An 18,741-nucleotide genomic window follows, 5' to 3' on the forward strand; every position below is an offset into this window, starting at 1 on the left:
GCACCATGCGTAGTTGGATAACAGTGGTGATATGGTTATTTAGCGTGGTCATAAACAGTGCGCTGGCGCAGCAGCCGCCGGTTACCTTACAGGAAGGCGATCGCATCTTGATCGTATTACCCGGCGAAGCTGACTTCGATGCGCCCTTTGATATCGATACGCAGGGTCAGGTCAGGCTACCCGAAGTGGGCGAAATTACTTTGCGTGGGTTAACGTTAGCCGACGCTCAGGTAACGCTCACAGAGCGATTGCAAACTGCGTTTAAGAACGTCGAACGTCTCAGTATCAAACTGGTCGAACGCCGTCTCGCCATTCTGGTATTGGGTTACGTAAAATCGCCGGGGCTGGTGTACTTGCCCAACCATGCCACGGTGCAAATGGCGATAAACGGCGCCGGTGGGTTAACCCAGGGCGCGCAACTGGATCAACTGCAGATACGCCGAAACGGCGATGTCACCGTATTCAATTACAAAGCCTATCTGGACACGGGTAACCCGGCGTTGATCCCTGCTTTACAGCCACTGGATGAGATTTTTGTGCCCGCCTCCCCCCTTACCGGTAATGTGCAGGTAGAGTTTGATGCCAAAACGCTCACCTCAGCGGGCGATGCCGCCAATGAACAACAATCCATCACGGTGTTTGGTGAGGTTCATCGCCCCGGCTCTTTTGCTCACAAGCGCGAATTTTCGGTGATCGATATGCTGATGCGCGCAGGTGGCGTTACCCGTTACGCCGGAATAGAACAAATCCGCGTAATCAGCAAAGGCAAACCCTCCCCTTTTAACATGCGTGAATATCTCGATACCGGCGACAGTGGTTTAATGCCGGCGTTGGCGCCCGGCGATGTGATTTTTGTGCCTCAGGCCACTGAGCAGATTAAAACCGGCGCACGCACTGTCTATGTAATGGGTGAAGTGTTTCAGCCCGGCGCCTACGAAACCAAAGAAAACGCTAAATTTCTCGATATTCTCGCCAATGCAGGCGGACCAACCCGCTTTGCCGAAACCCGCCAAATTAGGGTACTGAAGCCAGATGGCCAAACGATCCCGGTCGACTTGCAGGCCTATACAGAAGGTTCAGGGATTGCCTTGCCACCGGTACTGCCCGGTGACGCTATTTTCATCCCGGAAAAAACCGACATGAACGAAAAGTCATGGCTGAAAATTCCCACCCATCGCGCGGTCCGTGTCATCGGTGCCTGGCTGCGCCCGGGACGCTATGAATGGTCGGCGGAAATGGGGCTACTGGATTTAATTGCCCATGCAGGCGGACCCAATGCCTCGGCAGACACGGCTCATCTGCAAATCATTCCACCCGACTCAGAATCCGGCCCGGCCCAGCCTGCCATCTTTAACCTCAAACGCTATCTGGAAAAGGCCGACATCCCGTTGCCGCCAGTCATGGCCGGTGCCACGGTGGTGCTGCCTGAGTTACCGAAAGATCCCAATGACAACCGCTCACAATGGGTACGCCAATCCAGCGCCAGCTCCATTTACATTATGGGTCAGGTTGGCGCGCCGGGACGCTACGCCTTTAACGCAGATTTGAACTTTCTGGATATTCTGGCCGCGGCACAAGGCCCCACTGCGCGCGCCGACCTGGCCAATATTCGCATTTCCCATCGCAATGGCGATATTCAGGAAGTGAGCAGAATTAACCTGCACCTTTACTTCGAAAGTGGTGACGAAAATCTGCTGCCGCCCGTGCTGCCAGAAGATGTCATATTCGTACCCGATACCGCCAGAGACTGGCTGCAACGCAGCAAGGAAAGCACTATTCGCGTACTCGGTGCGGTCGCCCGTCCCGGTCGCTATACCTTTTCCGATGACATGACATTATTGGACTTGCTCGCCGAAGCGGGTGGGCCGTTGCCTGATGCGCTGCAGGATCGCATTGTCGTCATCAATAAAGGGCAAAAACAGGATCAGGCGCGGGTGTTTGATTTAGAAGCCTTCGCGCAAAGCGCTGATTTCACTTCGTTACCCGTTCTGCGCAGCGGAGACACGGTATATATCCCGGGTGCCGAGCAGAGCAATTGGAACACCTTTTCCAAAATACTGCGCGATAGCCTCAGCGTGGTCGCGTTGGTGTCTTTCTTGTAGGAGTCAGCTTATGTCGTTGCCCATGGTTCGTTCGTTACCCTTGCACTTCGCCGAAATTGAGACGATTCACAATCAGTGTACCAGTCATCATCCGGTAACACTGGTGGTCGGCCCGGACGGCGGCGAGGGGGTAAGCTGTATGGCATTGACGCTGGCGCGCCGCGCTGCGTTATCAACACACAGCACACTATTACTGGAACTCAATACCGCGTCACCGACACTGGATAGCTGGCTAAACCTGTCCCGCGCCCCCTGGTTACCCTCTGCAGGGCTGGAAAACTTGCCCATTCAAGCGACGTCACAGCCGAATCTGGATTGCCTGTGTGCGCCTCATCTGGGCGAAGGCAGTTGGCAATTTCGTGATAAAACTCAGCTGCATTTGCTGTTAACTGCCCTGCGTGAAAAATATCAGCGCATTATTATCGATGCTTCGCCCTTGAATCGTCGTAATCAGCAAAATATTCCCCCGGCGCTGTTGGCCTCAGTCGCCGACCAAACTTTACTGGTGTTGCTCGCGGGAAAAAGTCATGAACATCGTGTGGCAGACGCCAGACGAATATTAGAAAGCCATCATGCCAACATCGGTGGCTGCATTATCAATGATCAATATAACCCGGGGTTGCGTTCTGAAATGAACAGAGAACTGACCCGCATTGCCAGGTGGTTTCCGCGCTTATCCCGCTGGTTAGAACAGCGCATCAACCGCAGTCAGGTCATAAACTTTCAGGTGTAAGCCAGACTATTTCAACTCGCCAGTACATCTTGCGAAAGGCGGGCAGTCCAACACGGCCCTCAGTATTCGGTCGTGCCAGCGATTCTTTGAACAGAGTACAAATCAGAAGGTAACGAACGATAAGTGCCAGTTGTTTAACGAACAATCTACTGTCAGCCACGCTGACCTAGCAGCACAATGGTCGTATCATCCCGTCCACCGAGCGGACACACCTGTTGATACCAGGCTTTGATTTTCGCCAGCAGCCTGTCTGGGTGTCGATTATTACTGATCAGCTGCATCAACACTTTCTCATTGTAGGCGCGCTCCTGCGCTGAACTACCGACCTCCCACACACCATCACTACACAGCAAAACAAACTGACCGGGCGCCAGCGGGATTCGACACTGCGAATAGGCTGCATTGGCTTGCATCCCGGGCAAACTGCCGCCCAGGTTAAGTTGTTTCCAGCGCTCACCATCAAACCACCATGGCCGAGGCTGTCCGGCGTTCACCAGATCGATATGGTGGGCACTGCAGAATCGCACGATAAACAAGGTCATCAGGGTATGGGCCAGTAACTTGTCGTGGTAAAGCGCAGCCGACAATCGCGACATCAACGCCGCGGGGGAAGGCTGATCCGGACTGGCCGCCAATAACCCGCGCACATAGCCGCCGACTAAATGTGCGGCAAATTTGGCGCTGGCACCATGGCCCATCAAATCAGCGAATATCACCAGCTCCTGCTGCGGTTGTTCCACATATTGAATCAGATCACCTCCTCCTGCCGTCGCTGCGCGGCTCCATACCTGCGCCTGCATCCAACGCCCATTGTCTGGTAGTTGCGGATGTAAGCAGGCGGTCAGTTGCTTATCAAAATAATCACTCAGGCGCCGGCGCATTTGCGCGCTGCGCTCCAGCACCCGGCTGACTACTGCATGCAACTGTTCATGCCGCACCGGCTTACGCAAAAAGTCATCGATAGCCAATTCCGACACCACATGAGGTTCACGCACCTGTTCAGAGCCGCTCACAAAGATAAAGGGTAAGGTATCCAGGCTGGGATTGCCGAGCAGACGCTCGCGTAACTCAATGCCGCCCATGTCCGGCATATCAATATCGGATATCACCAAATCAAACGTTTCATTATGCAAACGATCTAATGCTTGCTGGCCACTACAACAGGTGTGGACTGCGTACTGCCTGGCAAGATAAGCACTTAGCAGCGCGACCTGAGAAGGATCATCATCAACCAGTAAAATACGTGGTTTATCCTGCACTAATTCACTGATCGGCAGGATCAGCTGATTGTGCTTGTTGCGGGCATTGCCCGGCAAATACGCTACATTGGGGCAGGCCTGATGCAACAAATATAACCCGCGCCCTGACGCCTGCAGGGGATCGTCCGGGAGCTGCGGCACGTCATTAAAACCGACAAATTCGCCGCCATCATCATTGACCGCAAACAGCCACTGGCCATCGGCACGTTGCAAACTTATCGATGCATTTTGTACATAGGGGCGAGAGTGTGTGGCTAGATTCATTATCCACTCAGACACTGCCAACTCCATGGGCCGCACTGTCTGCTCTGCCGCACCTAAATTCTGCAATACCTGACGGATCTGTTCGCGTATGGCACGGGCGCTGTCAGGGCTGGGGATAAATGCTTGCTGGTAAACTAATCTGGTCACGGTGGATTGTCTCCAACTGATAAGACTGCTAGGTTAGGGAGACTAAAAGGTTTTAGTGCGGGTCTCTGATTATGTCCTATACCCCTACGGTGCTGTTGGTCGAAGATGACATCAGTACCAGTGCTTTGATCAAAACCTATCTGCAACGTTCCAACGTCAATGTGGATGCGGCCTACAAAGGTAAAGATGCCCTCGACAAACTGGCTGGCAATGCGCCACCAGATATTCTGCTGCTGGATTTGCATCTGCCGGACATGGATGGGCTGGACATCCTGCGCGAGGTCAAACAACGCAAACTGCAGACCGAGATTATCGTGATGACCACCAACGCTTCGGTCAAAACCGCCGTGGAGTCGATGCAATTGGGCGCACGGGACTTTCTGGTCAAACCTTTTGCCAAAGAACGCCTGCTGACCACATTCCATAATGTGGCGGAAAACCTTGAACTGCGAAAACTGGTGTCGCAATACAAACAGACGTTGCCCCAGCATACCTTCTCCGGTTTTATTGGTTCGTCATTACCAATGCAATCTGTGTACCGGATTATCGAATCCGCGGCGAGTTCCAAAGCGACTGTGTTTATCGTCGGTGAGAGTGGTACCGGCAAAGAGGTGTGTGCCGAAGCGATTCATCAACACAGTCCCCGCGCAGATAAACCCTTTATCGCCTTGAATTGCGGGGCAATTCCGAAAGATCTGATGGAAAGCGAGATCTTTGGCCATGTCAAAGGCGCCTTCACCGGCGCGCTGAATAATCGCGATGGCGCCGCCACGCTAGCCGATGGAGGCACCCTGTTTTTAGATGAAATTTGTGAGATGGACCTCGAATTGCAACCCAAATTGCTTCGCTTTTTGCAAACTGGCAGCGTACAACCGGTTGGTTCCGGCCAATTACAAAAAGTGGATGTACGCATAATTTGTGCAACCAATCGCAATCCACTGGAAGAAGTCGAAGCAGGCCGCTTCCGCGAAGATTTATATTATCGCCTGCATGTGTTACCCATCTCATTACCCCCGCTAAGGGAACGCGGCGATGATTTCCTGGAAATTGCCAATGTCTTTCTCAGCCAATACAGCCAAGAAGAAAATAAAGCATTCAAAGCGTTTGATACGGATGTAATTGAGAGACTCAGGGCTTACCACTGGCCCGGCAATATCCGCCAATTACAGAATGTCATTCGTAATGTGGTGGTGCTGAATAACAGTGAGTCTGTCACGCTGGACATGCTGCCAGCCCCACTTAATACCGCAGCGAAACACACAGTAACCCAGCCGCTGCCCACGTCATCGTCCGCATCAAGCGTACAAAGCGTCGGCTCCAGCCCCGTGCAACCCAAGGTTCGCAAACTGGAAGACATGGAACGGGATGCTATCGAACAGGCCATCGATTTTTGTGACGGCAATATACCGGAAGCGGCGGTATTACTCGGTATCAGCCCCGCGACGATTTACCGTAAAAAATCCTCCTGGCGCAGTAGTTAACTGATGCGCCGGTGAGTCTGTAAACGTTGTTCTAAGGTGGCTGACATAATTTGCAAACTGCTGTGGCAACCGGCTACTAAGCGGGTCGCTTCGCTAACCGCACGGGTCACATCGCCCTCTTTGCAAGCAAATTCAATCCGTTTGGCCGACTCAGCATGGGGCGTGAGTCCGTAAGAGCCACAGCTACTGGCCAGCGCATGGGTCAGGCGCTGCAATTCGGTTAAATCGTTGAGTTCAATGGCGTCTTCAACCGCATCCAGCCGCGTCAGGGTATCATTCACAAAGATACTCACCAGTTCCGGCACGACTTCAAAGCCGACGTCTTCGCCCATCTGAAACACCACGGTCCAGTCAATGCCATCGCTGTCGGCTGCGCTTCCCGCCGCATCCCTCACTTCCGGCTGTCCGGCCAATCCATTCATTTCCGGACGCAGCGGTACCAGTTGTCTTTCATCCACCCAATGCTGAATCTTATCCAACAATGCCCGTTTACCTACCGGCTTGGTCAACACATCATCCATACCACTGTCTAAACACTGTTGTATTTCCGACTCCATGGTGTGCGCCGTTAACGCAATGATCACGCCATGTGAACTTGGCGAGGTTAACTTACGGATTTCCTGGGTAGCGGTATGCCCGTCCATTTCCGGCATAGAAACATCCATCAGCACCAGCGCATAATCTGTCATCTGCACCGCCTGCAAGGCCTGAATACCATTTTCAACCAATGTCACTTTATGTCCGGCGCTTTCCAGCATGGCTTTAATCACCAGGCGATTGGTCACCACATCCTCTGCGACCAGAATTTTTACCGGTTGATAGGCATTCATCTGACTCTCCCGTTCCTTGTCTTCATCTGCATTGCCGTAACCCTGCGCCAAACGCACCGGCACGGTAAACCAAAATTCGCTGCCGACACCGGGTTCACTGTTCACGCCAATTTCCCCGCCCATCAATATCACCAGTTCACGACAAATCGACAACCCCAGCCCTGTACCACCAAAGCGGCGGGAATAGGACGGGTCTAGTGTGGTAAACCGCTGGAATAACCGCTCATGATCCGCTTCGGCAACGCCTACTCCACTGTCTTTAACCATAAAACGTAAGTAGGCCATGCTGTCATCTATATGCTGACACTGTACTTTAATCTGCACTTTACCGTGCTCGGTAAATTTGATCCCGTTACTAACCATATTCAGCAGTATCTGGCGCAATCGGCCTTCGTCGACCATGACATAACGGGGACAGGCTTTGTCGATTTCTACCCTTAGCGTCAAGCGTTTCTCCTGTGCTTTGGGGCGCATCAGCAGCTCGATGGCATCCACTAATCCGGGCAGGAAGGCCGGTACGTTCTCTAACTGTAACTGGCCGGCTTCCACCTTACTGTAATCGAGAATATCGTTGATCAAATCCAGCAAAGCTTGCCCCGAGCTTTGCGCCGTTTCCAGATAATGTTGTTGCTGAATATTCAAATCAGTATCTTCCAACAGCTCCATCAGCCCCATCACACCATGCAGAGGGGTGCGGATTTCATGACTCATAACCGCTAAGAATTCCGACTTAATCTTACTGGCGCGCTCCGCATCATCACGGGCTTTTTCCAGTTCCTGGCGCTGACGAATTCGCTCTGATATATCCGCGACATGGATGACAAAGTTCGTCTGGTTTAACACTTCGTCGTGCACCTTGGCGACCCGCAGCCACGCCATAAAGGCCTCGCCGTTACGACGTTGCAACGTCACTTCCTCACTATAGTGGGTATGATCACGAAGTCCGTTTCTTACACGGCTGTGCAATTCACTTTGCGGATCGCTGATCACCTGCTGCACCATCGCTTCGCGCACTTTGGACTGAGAGGTTTTGAACATGTCACAGAATGCGGCGTTAACGATCAGGATCTGACCGTCCCGATCAGTTATTACCAGCGCTTCGGGGGTTTCAAACGCCCGTGAGGCAATGCGCATGCGCTGTTCCATATGCTGACGCTCACTAATATCTGACAGGGTCACCACCGCGCCTAATGTGCGACCATTTTCGCTGATAGGGTTACAACTGAAGGTAACCGGAATGGCATCTCCGCCTTGCTTGAGCAAATGCCCTACGTTACACCGAAACGCCTGACCATTTCTGATCAACTCAGCGAATTTGTGCGGATCTTTATGCGGCATTTGTAACCGTTCAAACAGCACAAACTCGTCGGTATTGTCTGCGCTAACGTCCAACAGGGTTTGCGCACTGGGATTGATAAAACTGAGCTTGCCCTGGCAATTGACACCAAAAATGGCATCACCGGCATTATCGACAATCAGGCTCAATTTACGCTGTAGCGACCACAACCTGACTCTGGCATTGTTCAACTCGGCGGTGCGTTGTTGCACTAACCCATGCAAGGTTTCACGGCGACGTACAATCAGTGAAAATAACAGCGTCAACAATGCCGGCACTAACAAGTTGAGTGTGGTTATTGCCACTTCCTGACTGGTGGACAACGCCGCAAACCGAGGTTGCACGGCCAGATACCACAAGGCATTGGGCAGCTGGATTTCAAAGCTACTCAGTGGGTTTTCGCGCAGCCCCGCTTGGCCTGCCAGCGACTGAGGTTGGCCCGTATCGGGATGAAAACGCCATAGTTCGTAGTCAAATCCTTGCGCCGTCAAGGTATCAAGGCCGCCATCTTCGAGGACTTTGTCAAACATAATCAGCACGTTAGCGAATCCCCAAAAGTTGGGATATTGCATAATCTGGCTATGATAATCAGGAATGAACACCGGTCGGCGGGCAATTAGCGCGTAACCGCCCTGTTTGAGATTAAACGGCCCGGCGACCGTGATTTTACCGGAGCTGATGGCGATATAGGCTTCCTTGCGGCGTAGATCATCATGTAATAGATCATGCCCCATAGCCGCTTCATGGCCTTTTAGCGGAAAGATATGTGAAATTTTCGCGTCTTTGGCCAGTTGCAACGCAGAGATACCACCAATCGAGCGGTATAGGATCTCGGCATTTTGTTCAAAGCCGTTTACATCGCCCTGATTGATCTCAACAAAGCCCGCCAAAATGTCTGCGGTCGAGATGTTGCGCTTTAAGTTGAGCCGCAACACCGATGCCTGCAATTCCCCAACCGCATCGGTCGTTTGCTTAAAATCGCGTTCTACATCGTCTATGTACAGGGTGGTCAGAATCCACACCGGTAACCAGCAAATCAAAAACAGCGGCAACACAAACCACCAATTTTTAAGCAATGCCCACATGAATGTGCGTCGCGAAGGCTGGTGTTTGCCCTGCTCATTGAGTGCATCGGTAAAAATTGATTGCTGCTGCATCATAACCCCATCTCCTGTATAGATGAGAGTAGCTGATTACGGTTAAAGGGTTTCTTCAAATAGCCTTCAGCACCCAACGAAAATGCATCTTCGATGGTGCCAATCAATTTGTCCGCACTGACCACCAGCACCGGAATAGCGCGCAGCTCCGGTTTGCATTTGATTCGGCACAGTAACTCCAATCCATGAGCATCCGGTAAATGTAAATCCAGCAGAATCAGCGATGGCCGCAATCCCATCGCCAGCTGATAGCCATCTTCCGCGCACGTCGCATGCAATACCGACATTTTCAGATAATTTTTGACTATGGCCAGTAAATGCATGGCCTGGGAGTGATCATCCTCAATAATCAGCGCCATTGGATTAGTCGACATAGCTCACCTCACCTGACATATCGCATCGTCCCTGATGGATTGCGACCCGACGGTTCACCAATCGGTGGGACGCCTGCTCACCACTGAATGCGGGGGTACTTTTCCCGCTGGATGTCACGCACAGTAGAGTATTGTCTATCCCGTGCTGAATGAGTAACTGTCTGACTGCATCTGCCCGCTGCATGCCCAGTCTGAGGTTGTATTCCTCGCTACCGGTATCATCTGCGTGGCCAACAATCATCATAGGCACACGGCTCAGCTGACCTGCATAGCGCGTCAGCAATGACACATACAAGGGGTTCGGCTCATAGGAGTCATGGGCGAAAAACGCACTGTTGTTCAGGATCCCCAACACCTCCGCCATGTTATCCGTCTTAGGCGCAGCCAGCGCCGCCCGCTCCTCCACAAGACGCTGATTCGCCGCCAGTCGTTCCTCGGCCAGTGCTTTGGCTGCGCCGCTGGCGCTGAGCATCATCTGCCGCTCTATTTCATCCAGGATCGCGCAGTAGATTTCCAAATCGATGGACGCATCGTCGTACAAACCGCCAACCAGTTCCCGCCGCACCCGATTGGCATGCTGATTTGCGCGGATCACCAGCGCCGGTGATTTTAAATGAGCACCGGTACGTTCGAGGATCTGCTGACGACGCAATGCACAGCCCAGGCGTTGATCCAGTGTGCCAATCTGGCTACCACTGTTGAGCTCCACACAATCCGGTGCGGGATTGGTGTGTTCGGCAAAGCCCCCTTGTCCCGCTGGCGGCCAGGTCTGACACCCGGCCAACAGTAACCAACCTATTGCTATCCAAATCCATCGACGTCGAGCGTTCATAAATGCTCCTGATGTGAGTAAGCCAATGTGGCAGTGCGAGTCCTGCAGGTGACATTGCAAATGGCATGCCGTATGCGTAGTACAGAAAAAACGGGCGGTAGACGCAACTGGGGACAGCAATTTTCGCAAACTGCGAATCACAATGTCGAAAGCACCCAGCAAATTGCAAGCTGCAGCCAGTTCAATCCGACAAACAATGAGGTAGAGGTATGAATCGTTGTGCAGAATTAATCTGGTTACTGGTCGATAGCCGCGCATTTGGTGGCATTGAGGCCCACATTGAAAACCTGTCCGTTGGATTACACCATCAGTCTTACCGGGTAGAAGTGGTGTTTATGGTCAACTATGGCACGCACCCCTTGGTCGCGCGCTTACAGCGCGAAGGCGTGCCGGTTCGTTATGCCAATGAACATCCCGGCGGGCTGTGGCAACTGCTTAAAACCCACCGCCCTGCGGTATTGCATACCCATGGCTATAAAGCAGGCATTTTGGGTCGGTTGTTTAGCAAAACATTGGGGATCCCGGTGGTGAGCTCGTATCATTCCGGTGAGCCCGGTCAGGGGCGGGTCGCCTGGTACCGCCGTCTTGACCATTGCACTGCCTGGTTGGCACCGGCTATCGCCGTCAGTGATGCCATCGCCGCGGATGTATGGCAGCGCGCCACCGTCGTGGCGAATTTCGTGTCGATGCCAACCTATATGCGCGTTACCAAAAGCCCCAATACGGTAGCCTTCGTGGGCCGCTTCAGTCAGGAAAAAGGCATCACGACCTTTTGTGAGTTGGCCGCTCAGCACCCAACACTATATTTCTCTGCCTATGGCGACGGGCCATTACTGAACGATTTGCGCGAACAATACCGCGGGCAGCTAGCATTTCATGGTGCGGTCGACGATATGACCCCGGTTTGGCCAAAAATTGGCGTGCTGTGTATTCCGTCCCTGCATGAAGGCTTACCCATGGTGGCATTGGAGGCCCTGTCACGGGGAATTCCTGTTATCGCCAATGATGTAGGTGATCTGCGCCGCTGCGTGATTCCCGGCGAAACCGGCTGGTTGTGCGATCCGGCGCAGCCTGAACAGTTAAAAACCGCACTACTGGCGTGGCAGGCCATGCCAGTGAATGAACGCTTTGCAATGGCACAGCGCTGTCGTCAGTTAATCCAACAACAATTTTCCTGCGCCGCGCAGTTACCTGTTTTCCTTGATATGTATACCCGCGCAGTGGGATAACCATGGCAATCGCCTCTGTGTTCTGGTCGCCAAGACTACAACAGGGCCTGCTGGCCCTGTGTCTCGCCCACGCGCTGTGGCCTCCGGTGGCGCAGGCCCTGAGCAACCCACAGGCAGACTGGACTATTCCCCTTAGCGTGTGCCTGATTCTGGTTATGTTATTGGTGCGAAGCTCACAGCTCACCACTGTGACATTAGCGCCCATCGCCACACTGTGCTTATCTGGCTGCCTGCTGTTGTTGCTGGTACCCAGTGCCACATTAGCCTGGGTGGTAGTGGCCTGTGTTTGTGCGATTTTCGCGTGCTACAGCACGGAAAAAGCGGCCTTCTGGATTGGCTTTTGTGTGGCGCTGCGCGAGCCGCTGGCTGCCGTCATTCTTGAGTTATTTTCCGAATCGGTGTTAATGGCAGATGCCTCCATGGTGCACCGGATAAGCCAACTGCTTGGCTGGGCGGTGCAACAAAACGGCAATGTGCTGCAACACGCCAATGGACACCAATTACTTATCCTGACCGGCTGTAGCAGTTATCAGAATTTGTCATTGGTGCTACTCAGTTGGTCCTGTACCTTGCTGTTTCTGCACGGTCGCTGGCCACCAGCAGCCATTGTTCACGCCATCCTGTTGATGACCCTGACCCTGCTAACCAATCTGGTGCGTCTGCTGTTACTACTCAAGGACGCCGACAGCTACCAGTACTTTCACAATCTCGACGGTAAAGCCCTGTTCGACCTGTGGCAGGTCGCTTATACCCTGCTGTTTATCTACTGGAGTCACCGACGCTATGTATCCCAGAATACTGACACTGTGCGTGTTGCTGACGCTCATTCTTAAAATGGGAATGGCAGGTGGCCAGCCGCAGCAAAATGCGTCCGATATTGCGAAAACAATTCGCCAGCAGGCTGACCATCATCAACTGATTTTACGTGGCCAACTGCGCTTTTTCGCGACCCAGCAATACCCGGTTTGGGTGTATGAAAGTACCCTGTGCCACACCCAGATCTTCCTGCATGTGAGCGAGCGCAACAGTGAAAACCAACACCTGATGGCCAGTGCCCATGATTTAGTGCCAACCCGCACTGGCTATGTGTTTAACGGCAAAGTGACGGACACATTTCCGACCCTGGGATTCTGGTGGCATAGGCTGACCAGTGCAATGTCTGGACACCCGGAACCACAGATTTTGCAGTTTCAACGATTTGGCCGCTGTGCGCTGGAAAGCGGCTTTGTTTGAGCACCAAGGTAGAGGGTTGGCACAGCATCTGCTGTCAGTCCTTTACCGGTTGCCCTGGATGAGGAGTACACACCATGAAAAACCGCCTGGCTTTGTCCGTTATGGTTGTCTGTGCCAGTTCACTGTCTGCGTACGGACAGGAAACGCCGGATAATCTCACCAGCACCGAGCTGGATCCGGAATTACTCAAAACTGTGACCGAGGCACTGCCTGAGTCCTATCAGGTCAACGCCGCATTCCTAAGCGATGAATTTAACCCTAATATAACCTTCTCCGAAGATGCCCAGATGGCGATTACCTTCGTCGATGAAGGTGCCGGTTTTCGAAATTCAGTGGGCTATTTTAATTTTGAAGCCGGCGCGTTTGATAACCTGTCTTTCGGTGACATCGACCTGAACAACAACGGCATCATCAGCATTGATGAATTAAGCATGGTGGAGTCCGTTAATGTCGGCATGATTTTCAATAACTTCTCTGAAGCAGGCGGTGGCGGTACATTGCAAGCCGGCGATACCACCGTTATTGGTGGAGGCAGTTTCAGCTACACCGACAGTGGCATCAGTATCTCTGATGGGCTGGTGTTCGAAGCCGGCACCACCACAGGCTTTTTCGTTATTGCCAATGCGTGGAATGGGACGGACGTAAACACCAATCTCAACACCTTCTATACGCTGGATTTCCTCAACCCGGAAAACGATGCCAGTGCCACCTTAACCAATTACGATGACAACGCCCGCCACGTCGCCATGATGTTCGCCACTGACACCAGCTCCGACATCATCGTGGGTTTTGAAGATTTGCTGCGCCCCTACGGCGATAACGACTTTAACGACGCGATTTTTATTGTCCAGACCGATCCCTACAGCGCAGTGTCCGCCAATAAATTGCCCATTGCCGCCGCACCGATGCCGGGCCTTGGCAGCTCGCTGGGCTGGTTATGGGCGGGCTTGTTTATCTGGCCAATCTGGTTTCAGTTTCGCCCATCCACCCCACGTAAGAGTGCCTGAACATGTTTGGTCGGCGCTGGCAGGCATTACCTGACGCAATGAAACAGGCGCTGTTGTACGCAGTGTCACTGGCCGCGGTAAAAGGTGTCGGCTTACTGCTTATTCCGGTCATGACTCACTCGCTGACCGTGGCTGACTATGGCCGGCTGGACATTCTGCAAACCCTGGCAGATTTATTGAGCATCGTGATTGGTATGGGGTTGGCGGATACCCTGTTCCGCTTTGCTGGCGCGGCGGAAACCCACCAGCAAAAGCAACAGGTCGCAGCCGATTTACTGGGTATGGCGCTGATTATCGGTTTGCTCACCCTACTCATTACCCAACTGGCCGCGCCGACTATTCAGCACTGGCTACCCGGTGACGTATCGCTGTTACAGGTCAGGCTGTTATTGGGGTGTCTTGCCATTGGCGGTGTCAGTACCTTATCGCTGAGCTATTTGCGCCTCAATGAAGACGCTGCCGGTTATGCGTGGCTCAGCATCGCCCGCGTGGTAGCGCAAGCGGCGCTGGCTGTAGCATTTCTCACCGCAGGCTTCGGCGTTACAGGTGTCATGTGGGCAAGCTTACTGGCCGCCACTGCGGTTGGTATATGGCTGTTTAGCCTGCAATTACGCCAAACCGGCATTCGATTTAATTTTACCGCGACTCTGGGTTACCTGCGCTATGGCAGTCCCCTTATCCTGGTTGGCATGGCCGGCTTTGTATTAGGCAGTTTTGACCGCTGGCTACTGGCCGGAGCAGTCGGCCCGGCGGCCATGGCATTGTACGCTCTGGCTGCCAAGCTCGGGCTGGTCACAGCGCTGATGATCCAACCCTTTGAATTGTGGTGGCTGCCTCGGCGTTTCGCGACCCTGCAGGGCGCTAACGGCCCGCAGCGCTGCGTCAGGATGACCACTATCGGTGTGTTAATCGGTCTGAGCGCCGCGTTACTGGTCAGCATGGCCGGTCCGGTGTTGGTACGCTGGCTCACGCCACCCCCTTATCATGCGGCCACTGACTATGTGCCATTTATGGCGGTGATCGCCGTACTGCATTCCATGAACGGATTATTCGTGATGGGATGTTATCAGCGCCATACCCGGTTGCCCGCCATGATAGACAGCGTGGCGGCGCTAATGGCGCTATGTGGCTATTTGCTATTGATCCCAGAGCACGGCGCATGGGGCGCAATATTCGCGACCTTGCTGGCTTTAACCACGCGACTTGTCGCCACCATCTGGATCAGCCAGCGTTGCTTGCCTCTGCCGTTCGCCTACCGTCGCCTCGTTGCGCTGGTGTTAATCAGCCTGTTATTTGGCCTGAGCCTGTGCCAGCTAAACGACGTGCTGCTGCGCACCCTGGCCGGTGTGGCCGCGGTGAGCGGAGTCTGGTTACTGGCCATCCTGTTGCGCCTGGTTGCGCTGCCATTTACACGGCTTAATTCGCCACAACAGGCCCACCCCTGATGATGCCGGACAGCACGTCATCGTCCCGCCAGTTTGCTGTGGCTGCGACTGTTAGCGTGCTGCTTGGCCTGATTTGGTGGAAGCTCCCCCATCCTGTTCTGGCCGGTGCAGGGCTGTTGCCACTGCTGCTGGTGCTGACCCTGCGCGCCCCATTTTTACTGATGCTCGGCTTTGTGATTTTCTCATTTTTCCGTATTCACGAAGTCTTTCCCCAGTTGTATCCGCTGCGCATCCCACAGTTGTTGGCGGCTGGCACACTAGCGTCACTAGCCTTCAATTGGTTTGCCGGCCATATCAAGCCATTCTGGAGCCGCGAACTGTGGATCTTCGCGACATTTTTTATGCTGGTCACCATTGGCGTTTTCGTCGCTACCAACCGTGCCGAAGCCATGGGCAGTTATACCGGTACCTATATCAAGATCGCGATTATCCTGATTGCGTTCGCCTGGTTGTGCACCACCAGCCGCCACTTCGCAGTAAGTGCGGTGTCTATTGTCATCGCCGGATTGTGCGTCGGCGTGGTGGCACTCAGCAATAAAGCGGCAGGCATTGGTCTGGTAGAAGGTACCCGGGTCACCATTGGGCGGGATATCGGTTCGATGCTGGGCGATCCTAACGATCTGGCCCTGGTATTGCTCTTTCCAGCCAGTTTCGCACTGGCCATGTTACTCACCAAACACACCGGCAAGCTTGCCTCCCTGCTGGGCTTAATTGGGGTCATAACGGTATTTAGTGCCATCATTGCCACCCAAAGTCGCGGTGGATTATTGGGGATCTGTGCGGTCAGCGGCGTATTTGGTTACCGCAAAATAAAATCCAAACTCTTGCTCGGCGTGATTGGCGCCATGGCGCTGATGGTGCTGTTTGTGTTGGCTGGGGTCAGCGACCGCGCCTCTGGCGGTGCCCATGAGGAGGGCATCGATGAGTCTGCCATGGGTCGCATACACGCATGGAACGCGGCGTTTAATATGGCGTTGGCTCACCCTGTGTCCGGCGTCGGACTGAATAACTTTCTATCTAACTATTTTCAGTACAGTGATTTCTGGGATGGTCAGAACCATGCGGTGCACAGCACCTGGTTCGGCGTAATGGCCGAGACCGGACTGCTGGGTTTTATGGTATTTGTGGTGATGATCATCATGGTGGTGCGACTGGCATTATTGAGCGTGCTGCAACTGGACAAACACCCCGGCCGGGAACATGTGTGGGCCAGTGTACTGGCGCAGGCGACGTTGTCAGGGCTGGCCGGATTTATGATCTCCGGCACATTCCTGACCATGGGGTTTACCTGGCCCCTGTATATTCTGATGGGGCTGGCCGTCGCGGTCGATCGCTACTGTCAGCGTCTGCCCGCACCGCCATTGCCCTGAGCCAGCAAGGTACTGGCTTAACTCATTTTGCGGATCATGCTGTCCGGCGCGATGCGCAGCACCCAATGCAATAGCGCCCACGGCCAGGACGGCACATAGGCATTGGCTTTTTCTTTTTCGATGGCACCGACCATGGCTTTGCAGCCGGTTTCGGTATCCACAATAAACGGTACTTTTTCGACCTTTTCATTGATTTCACTGCGGATAAAGCCCGGGTGAATGCAGGTTACCCTGATTGGCGTATTCGCCACATCGATGCGCATGCCTTCGGACATGGATGTCAGCGCCGCTTTCGTTGCTGCATACACTGTCATCGCGCGGCGAAAACCGCGCACCGCGCTGATGGATGAAATGGTCACCAGATGCCCGGCGTTTTGCTCACGGAAGATTTCCATCGCCGCTTCACACTGCGCCAGTGCCGCAACAAAGTTGGTTTCTGCAGTTTGTTTGTTGGCATGGAAGTAACCGGTACCGACAGAGGCACCTTTGCCCATCCCGGCATTAACGATTACCCGATCCAGCTTGCCGAATTCCTGCTGGAATTCACGAAACACGCGGAATACATCCTCGTGTTGATTCACATCCAGCGCTTTAACCAGCACTTTGATATTTGGGTTGATATCCAGCAACTGCGCTTTGAGATCTTCCAGTCGCTCGGTACGGCGGGCGCACAGCGCCAGATCCCGTCCCAGTTTGGCAAATTCAATCGCCATACCGCGCCCCAGGCCAGAACTGGCACCGGTAATTAAAATGCTTTGTCGTACTGACATAAAACGTCCTTAGCTATAGGTTATCAGGGTTTTATCCCCCAACACCTCAAAAATATCATGATTGTTTAACGTCGACAGGCTGGCTTTGCCATTGCCGCGGGTGACAATTTTGCTCACCCCACCATTGACCAGTGTCCAGTTGATACGCATAAAGTCCTCGGCTTTTAAGCCAAGCAGTTTACTCGCCACCAATGAGATGGGCCCTCCCGAGGTAAACACCAGCTGGGTTTTGGCCGGGTGCGCCAGCACCTCGCTCAGCCCATCGATGACCCGGGTTTTAAAGCTGTGCCAGTTTTCCTGGTATTCATCGCTGTCAGGTTGTGAGGTCCAGCGCGCCATTGCCTGCATAAAAGTGCGCTGCAACACCGCCATCGGATCATCCTGCCCGGCCAGAAACGCACGGGTACTGGCCGGTGTCAGCATATTCGGTTCATACACTCCGAGAATGTTCTGGTGAGGATATTCGTTCCAGCGTGGATCCTGAGTGTGGCTATGCTCACTGGCCAATTCCGCCAGTGCATTTTGCATGGTTTGTTGATGGCGCAGCATGCCGCCAACCACCACATGGTCTGGCGTAATATGCCGCGCCGCCAGCCCCTTGCCGAGCAAACTGGCCTGCTGATGTCCCAGTGGCGACAGCGCGTCGTAGTCATCGGCGTGAAAACTGGCCTGCCCGTGGCGAATTAAATAAATCACCGCCATTAACGTCGCCCCTGTTTAATCGCCTTTTTGCAGCGCCACAGCAGGTAGTGCACAAAAATCCAAAAGTTTTTAAACGCCGGATTACGGGTCTGTTTATGGTGGTAGCGGTAATAGATTTGCTGGGCGATGACCGCGAGGCGGAACAAGCCATACACCTCATAAAAGGTAAAATCTTCGGCACTGCGGCCGGTTTTCTGCAAGTAATACTCCACCACCTGTTTACGGGTAAACATACCCGGCAGATGGGTTGGCTGCCGGCGGGTCGACTGGGCAAGAAAATCGTCGTCCGCTTCCACCCAATAGGCCAGCGTATTGCCCAAATCCATCAGTGGATCGCCAAGCGTGGCTAATTCCCAGTCCAGCACACCGATAACCTCTGTCGGGTTGTCCGGGTTGAGTACCACATTATCAAAACGAAAATCGTTATGCGTCAGGCAAATGTGTTCACTGGCGGGCATATTTTCCGCCAG

General features: G+C 53.5%; 16 protein-coding genes. 9 read left to right on the forward strand and 7 right to left on the reverse strand.

The features are described 5' to 3' along the window. Positions 1-5 precede the first annotated feature (5 nt). Positions 6-2,102 carry an SLBB domain-containing protein gene (locus TK45_RS04445; protein ID WP_131257437.1) on the forward strand — a complete coding sequence of 699 codons (2,097 nt, stop codon included), beginning with the start codon at positions 6-8 and terminating at the stop codon, positions 2,100-2,102. A 10-nt stretch (positions 2,103-2,112) separates the two neighbouring features. Continuing rightward, positions 2,113-2,835: a hypothetical protein gene (locus TK45_RS04450; RefSeq protein ID WP_131257438.1), complete on the forward strand. Its 723-nt coding sequence runs from the start codon at positions 2,113-2,115 to the stop codon at positions 2,833-2,835. Positions 2,836-2,987: 152 nt separating this feature from the next. Here the strand turns inward: TK45_RS04450 and TK45_RS04455 are convergent, their stop codons facing one another. Next, the gene (locus TK45_RS04455; RefSeq protein WP_131257439.1) at positions 2,988-4,505 is read right to left on the reverse strand and encodes a SpoIIE family protein phosphatase; all 1,518 of its coding nucleotides are present in this window, start codon (positions 4,503-4,505) and stop codon (positions 2,988-2,990) included. A 71-nt stretch (positions 4,506-4,576) separates the two neighbouring features. Between TK45_RS04455 and TK45_RS04460 the strand changes: the two genes are divergently transcribed. After that, on the forward strand, positions 4,577-5,986 hold the full coding sequence (locus TK45_RS04460) for a sigma-54 dependent transcriptional regulator (protein ID WP_131257440.1): 1,410 nt from the start codon (positions 4,577-4,579) through the stop codon (positions 5,984-5,986). On the opposite strand, the gene TK45_RS04465 is transcribed toward TK45_RS04460, so the two are convergent. The 3 genes from TK45_RS04465 to TK45_RS04475 are packed head-to-tail and all read right to left on the reverse strand — an operon-like array spanning position 5,983 to position 10,515. Beyond that, entirely contained in the window at positions 5,983-9,312 is a 3,330-nt protein-coding gene (locus tag TK45_RS04465; RefSeq protein ID WP_131257441.1) for an ATP-binding protein, read from the reverse strand. The genes TK45_RS04460 and TK45_RS04465 overlap by 4 nt on opposite strands. Then, positions 9,309-9,683 carry a PleD family two-component system response regulator gene (locus TK45_RS04470; protein WP_131257442.1) on the reverse strand — a complete coding sequence of 125 codons (375 nt, stop codon included), beginning with the start codon at positions 9,681-9,683 and terminating at the stop codon, positions 9,309-9,311. Before TK45_RS04470 ends, TK45_RS04465 begins: the two co-directional genes overlap by 4 nt. Further along, positions 9,673-10,515 carry an OmpA family protein gene (locus TK45_RS04475; RefSeq protein ID WP_165490692.1) on the reverse strand — a complete coding sequence of 281 codons (843 nt, stop codon included), beginning with the start codon at positions 10,513-10,515 and terminating at the stop codon, positions 9,673-9,675. Before TK45_RS04475 ends, TK45_RS04470 begins: the two co-directional genes overlap by 11 nt. Positions 10,516-10,724: 209 nt before the next feature. Between TK45_RS04475 and TK45_RS04480 the strand changes: the two genes are divergently transcribed. The 6 genes from TK45_RS04480 to TK45_RS04505 all read left to right on the forward strand — a co-directional run bounded on the left by TK45_RS04480 (position 10,725) and on the right by TK45_RS04505 (position 16,799). Further along, positions 10,725-11,744 carry a glycosyltransferase family 4 protein gene (locus TK45_RS04480; RefSeq protein ID WP_131257444.1) on the forward strand — a complete coding sequence of 340 codons (1,020 nt, stop codon included), beginning with the start codon at positions 10,725-10,727 and terminating at the stop codon, positions 11,742-11,744. Positions 11,745-11,746: 2 nt separating this feature from the next. Next, the gene (locus TK45_RS04485) at positions 11,747-12,577 is read left to right on the forward strand and encodes an archaeosortase/exosortase family protein (protein ID WP_131257445.1); all 831 of its coding nucleotides are present in this window, start codon (positions 11,747-11,749) and stop codon (positions 12,575-12,577) included. Beyond that, positions 12,528-12,977 (forward strand): hypothetical protein, encoded by a 450-nt coding sequence (locus TK45_RS04490; RefSeq protein ID WP_131257446.1) that lies wholly within the window; start codon positions 12,528-12,530, stop codon positions 12,975-12,977. The genes TK45_RS04485 and TK45_RS04490 overlap by 50 nt, the downstream gene beginning before the upstream one ends. A gap of 74 nt (positions 12,978-13,051) precedes the next feature. Next, positions 13,052-13,984: a DUF4114 domain-containing protein gene (locus TK45_RS04495; RefSeq protein ID WP_131257447.1), complete on the forward strand. Its 933-nt coding sequence runs from the start codon at positions 13,052-13,054 to the stop codon at positions 13,982-13,984. Positions 13,985-13,986: 2 nt separating this feature from the next. After that, on the forward strand, positions 13,987-15,429 hold the full coding sequence (locus tag TK45_RS04500; RefSeq protein WP_131257448.1) for a lipopolysaccharide biosynthesis protein: 1,443 nt from the start codon (positions 13,987-13,989) through the stop codon (positions 15,427-15,429). After that, positions 15,429-16,799, forward strand: a complete 1,371-nt coding sequence (locus TK45_RS04505; protein ID WP_131257449.1) for an O-antigen ligase family protein — start codon at positions 15,429-15,431, stop codon at positions 16,797-16,799. Before TK45_RS04500 ends, TK45_RS04505 begins: the two co-directional genes overlap by 1 nt. A 17-nt stretch (positions 16,800-16,816) precedes the next feature. On the opposite strand, the gene TK45_RS04510 is transcribed toward TK45_RS04505, so the two are convergent. The 3 genes from TK45_RS04510 to TK45_RS04520 all read right to left on the reverse strand — a co-directional run. Further along, positions 16,817-17,569 (reverse strand): SDR family oxidoreductase, encoded by a 753-nt coding sequence (locus tag TK45_RS04510; protein ID WP_131257450.1) that lies wholly within the window; start codon positions 17,567-17,569, stop codon positions 16,817-16,819. Positions 17,570-17,578: 9 nt separating this feature from the next. After that, positions 17,579-18,271, reverse strand: a complete 693-nt coding sequence (locus tag TK45_RS04515) for a histidine phosphatase family protein (RefSeq protein ID WP_131257451.1) — start codon at positions 18,269-18,271, stop codon at positions 17,579-17,581. After that, positions 18,271-18,741, reverse strand: a 471-nt coding sequence (locus tag TK45_RS04520) for a phosphotransferase (protein WP_165490693.1), incomplete at its 5' end; no start/stop codon positions are given. The genes TK45_RS04520 and TK45_RS04515, both read right to left, overlap by 1 nt.

This window comes from Bowmanella sp. JS7-9 (genome assembly GCF_004329715.1).
Classification (GTDB): Bacteria; Pseudomonadota; Gammaproteobacteria; order Enterobacterales; family Alteromonadaceae; genus Pseudobowmanella; species Pseudobowmanella zhangzhouensis.

What these genes read in the sequence shown, in the direction of transcription:
- TK45_RS04445 (WP_131257437.1), top strand. Translation starts at nt 6, where the DNA reads ATGCGTAGTTGGATAACAGTGGTGATATGGTTATTTAGCGTGGTCATA.
- TK45_RS04450 (WP_131257438.1), top strand. Translation starts at nt 2,113, where the DNA reads ATGTCGTTGCCCATGGTTCGTTCGTTACCCTTGCACTTCGCCGAAATT.
- TK45_RS04460 (WP_131257440.1), top strand. Translation starts at nt 4,577, where the DNA reads ATGTCCTATACCCCTACGGTGCTGTTGGTCGAAGATGACATCAGTACC.
- TK45_RS04465 (WP_131257441.1), bottom strand. Translation starts at nt 9,312, where the DNA reads ATGATGCAGCAGCAATCAATTTTTACCGATGCACTCAATGAGCAGGGC.
- TK45_RS04470 (WP_131257442.1), bottom strand. Translation starts at nt 9,683, where the DNA reads ATGTCGACTAATCCAATGGCGCTGATTATTGAGGATGATCACTCCCAG.
- TK45_RS04475 (WP_165490692.1), bottom strand. Translation starts at nt 10,515, where the DNA reads ATGAACGCTCGACGTCGATGGATTTGGATAGCAATAGGTTGGTTACTG.
- TK45_RS04480 (WP_131257444.1), top strand. Translation starts at nt 10,725, where the DNA reads ATGAATCGTTGTGCAGAATTAATCTGGTTACTGGTCGATAGCCGCGCA.
- TK45_RS04485 (WP_131257445.1), top strand. Translation starts at nt 11,747, where the DNA reads ATGGCAATCGCCTCTGTGTTCTGGTCGCCAAGACTACAACAGGGCCTG.
- TK45_RS04490 (WP_131257446.1), top strand. Translation starts at nt 12,528, where the DNA reads ATGTATCCCAGAATACTGACACTGTGCGTGTTGCTGACGCTCATTCTT.
- TK45_RS04495 (WP_131257447.1), top strand. Translation starts at nt 13,052, where the DNA reads ATGAAAAACCGCCTGGCTTTGTCCGTTATGGTTGTCTGTGCCAGTTCA.
- TK45_RS04500 (WP_131257448.1), top strand. Translation starts at nt 13,987, where the DNA reads ATGTTTGGTCGGCGCTGGCAGGCATTACCTGACGCAATGAAACAGGCG.
- TK45_RS04505 (WP_131257449.1), top strand. Translation starts at nt 15,429, where the DNA reads ATGATGCCGGACAGCACGTCATCGTCCCGCCAGTTTGCTGTGGCTGCG.
- TK45_RS04510 (WP_131257450.1), bottom strand. Translation starts at nt 17,569, where the DNA reads ATGTCAGTACGACAAAGCATTTTAATTACCGGTGCCAGTTCTGGCCTG.
- TK45_RS04515 (WP_131257451.1), bottom strand. Translation starts at nt 18,271, where the DNA reads ATGGCGGTGATTTATTTAATTCGCCACGGGCAGGCCAGTTTTCACGCC.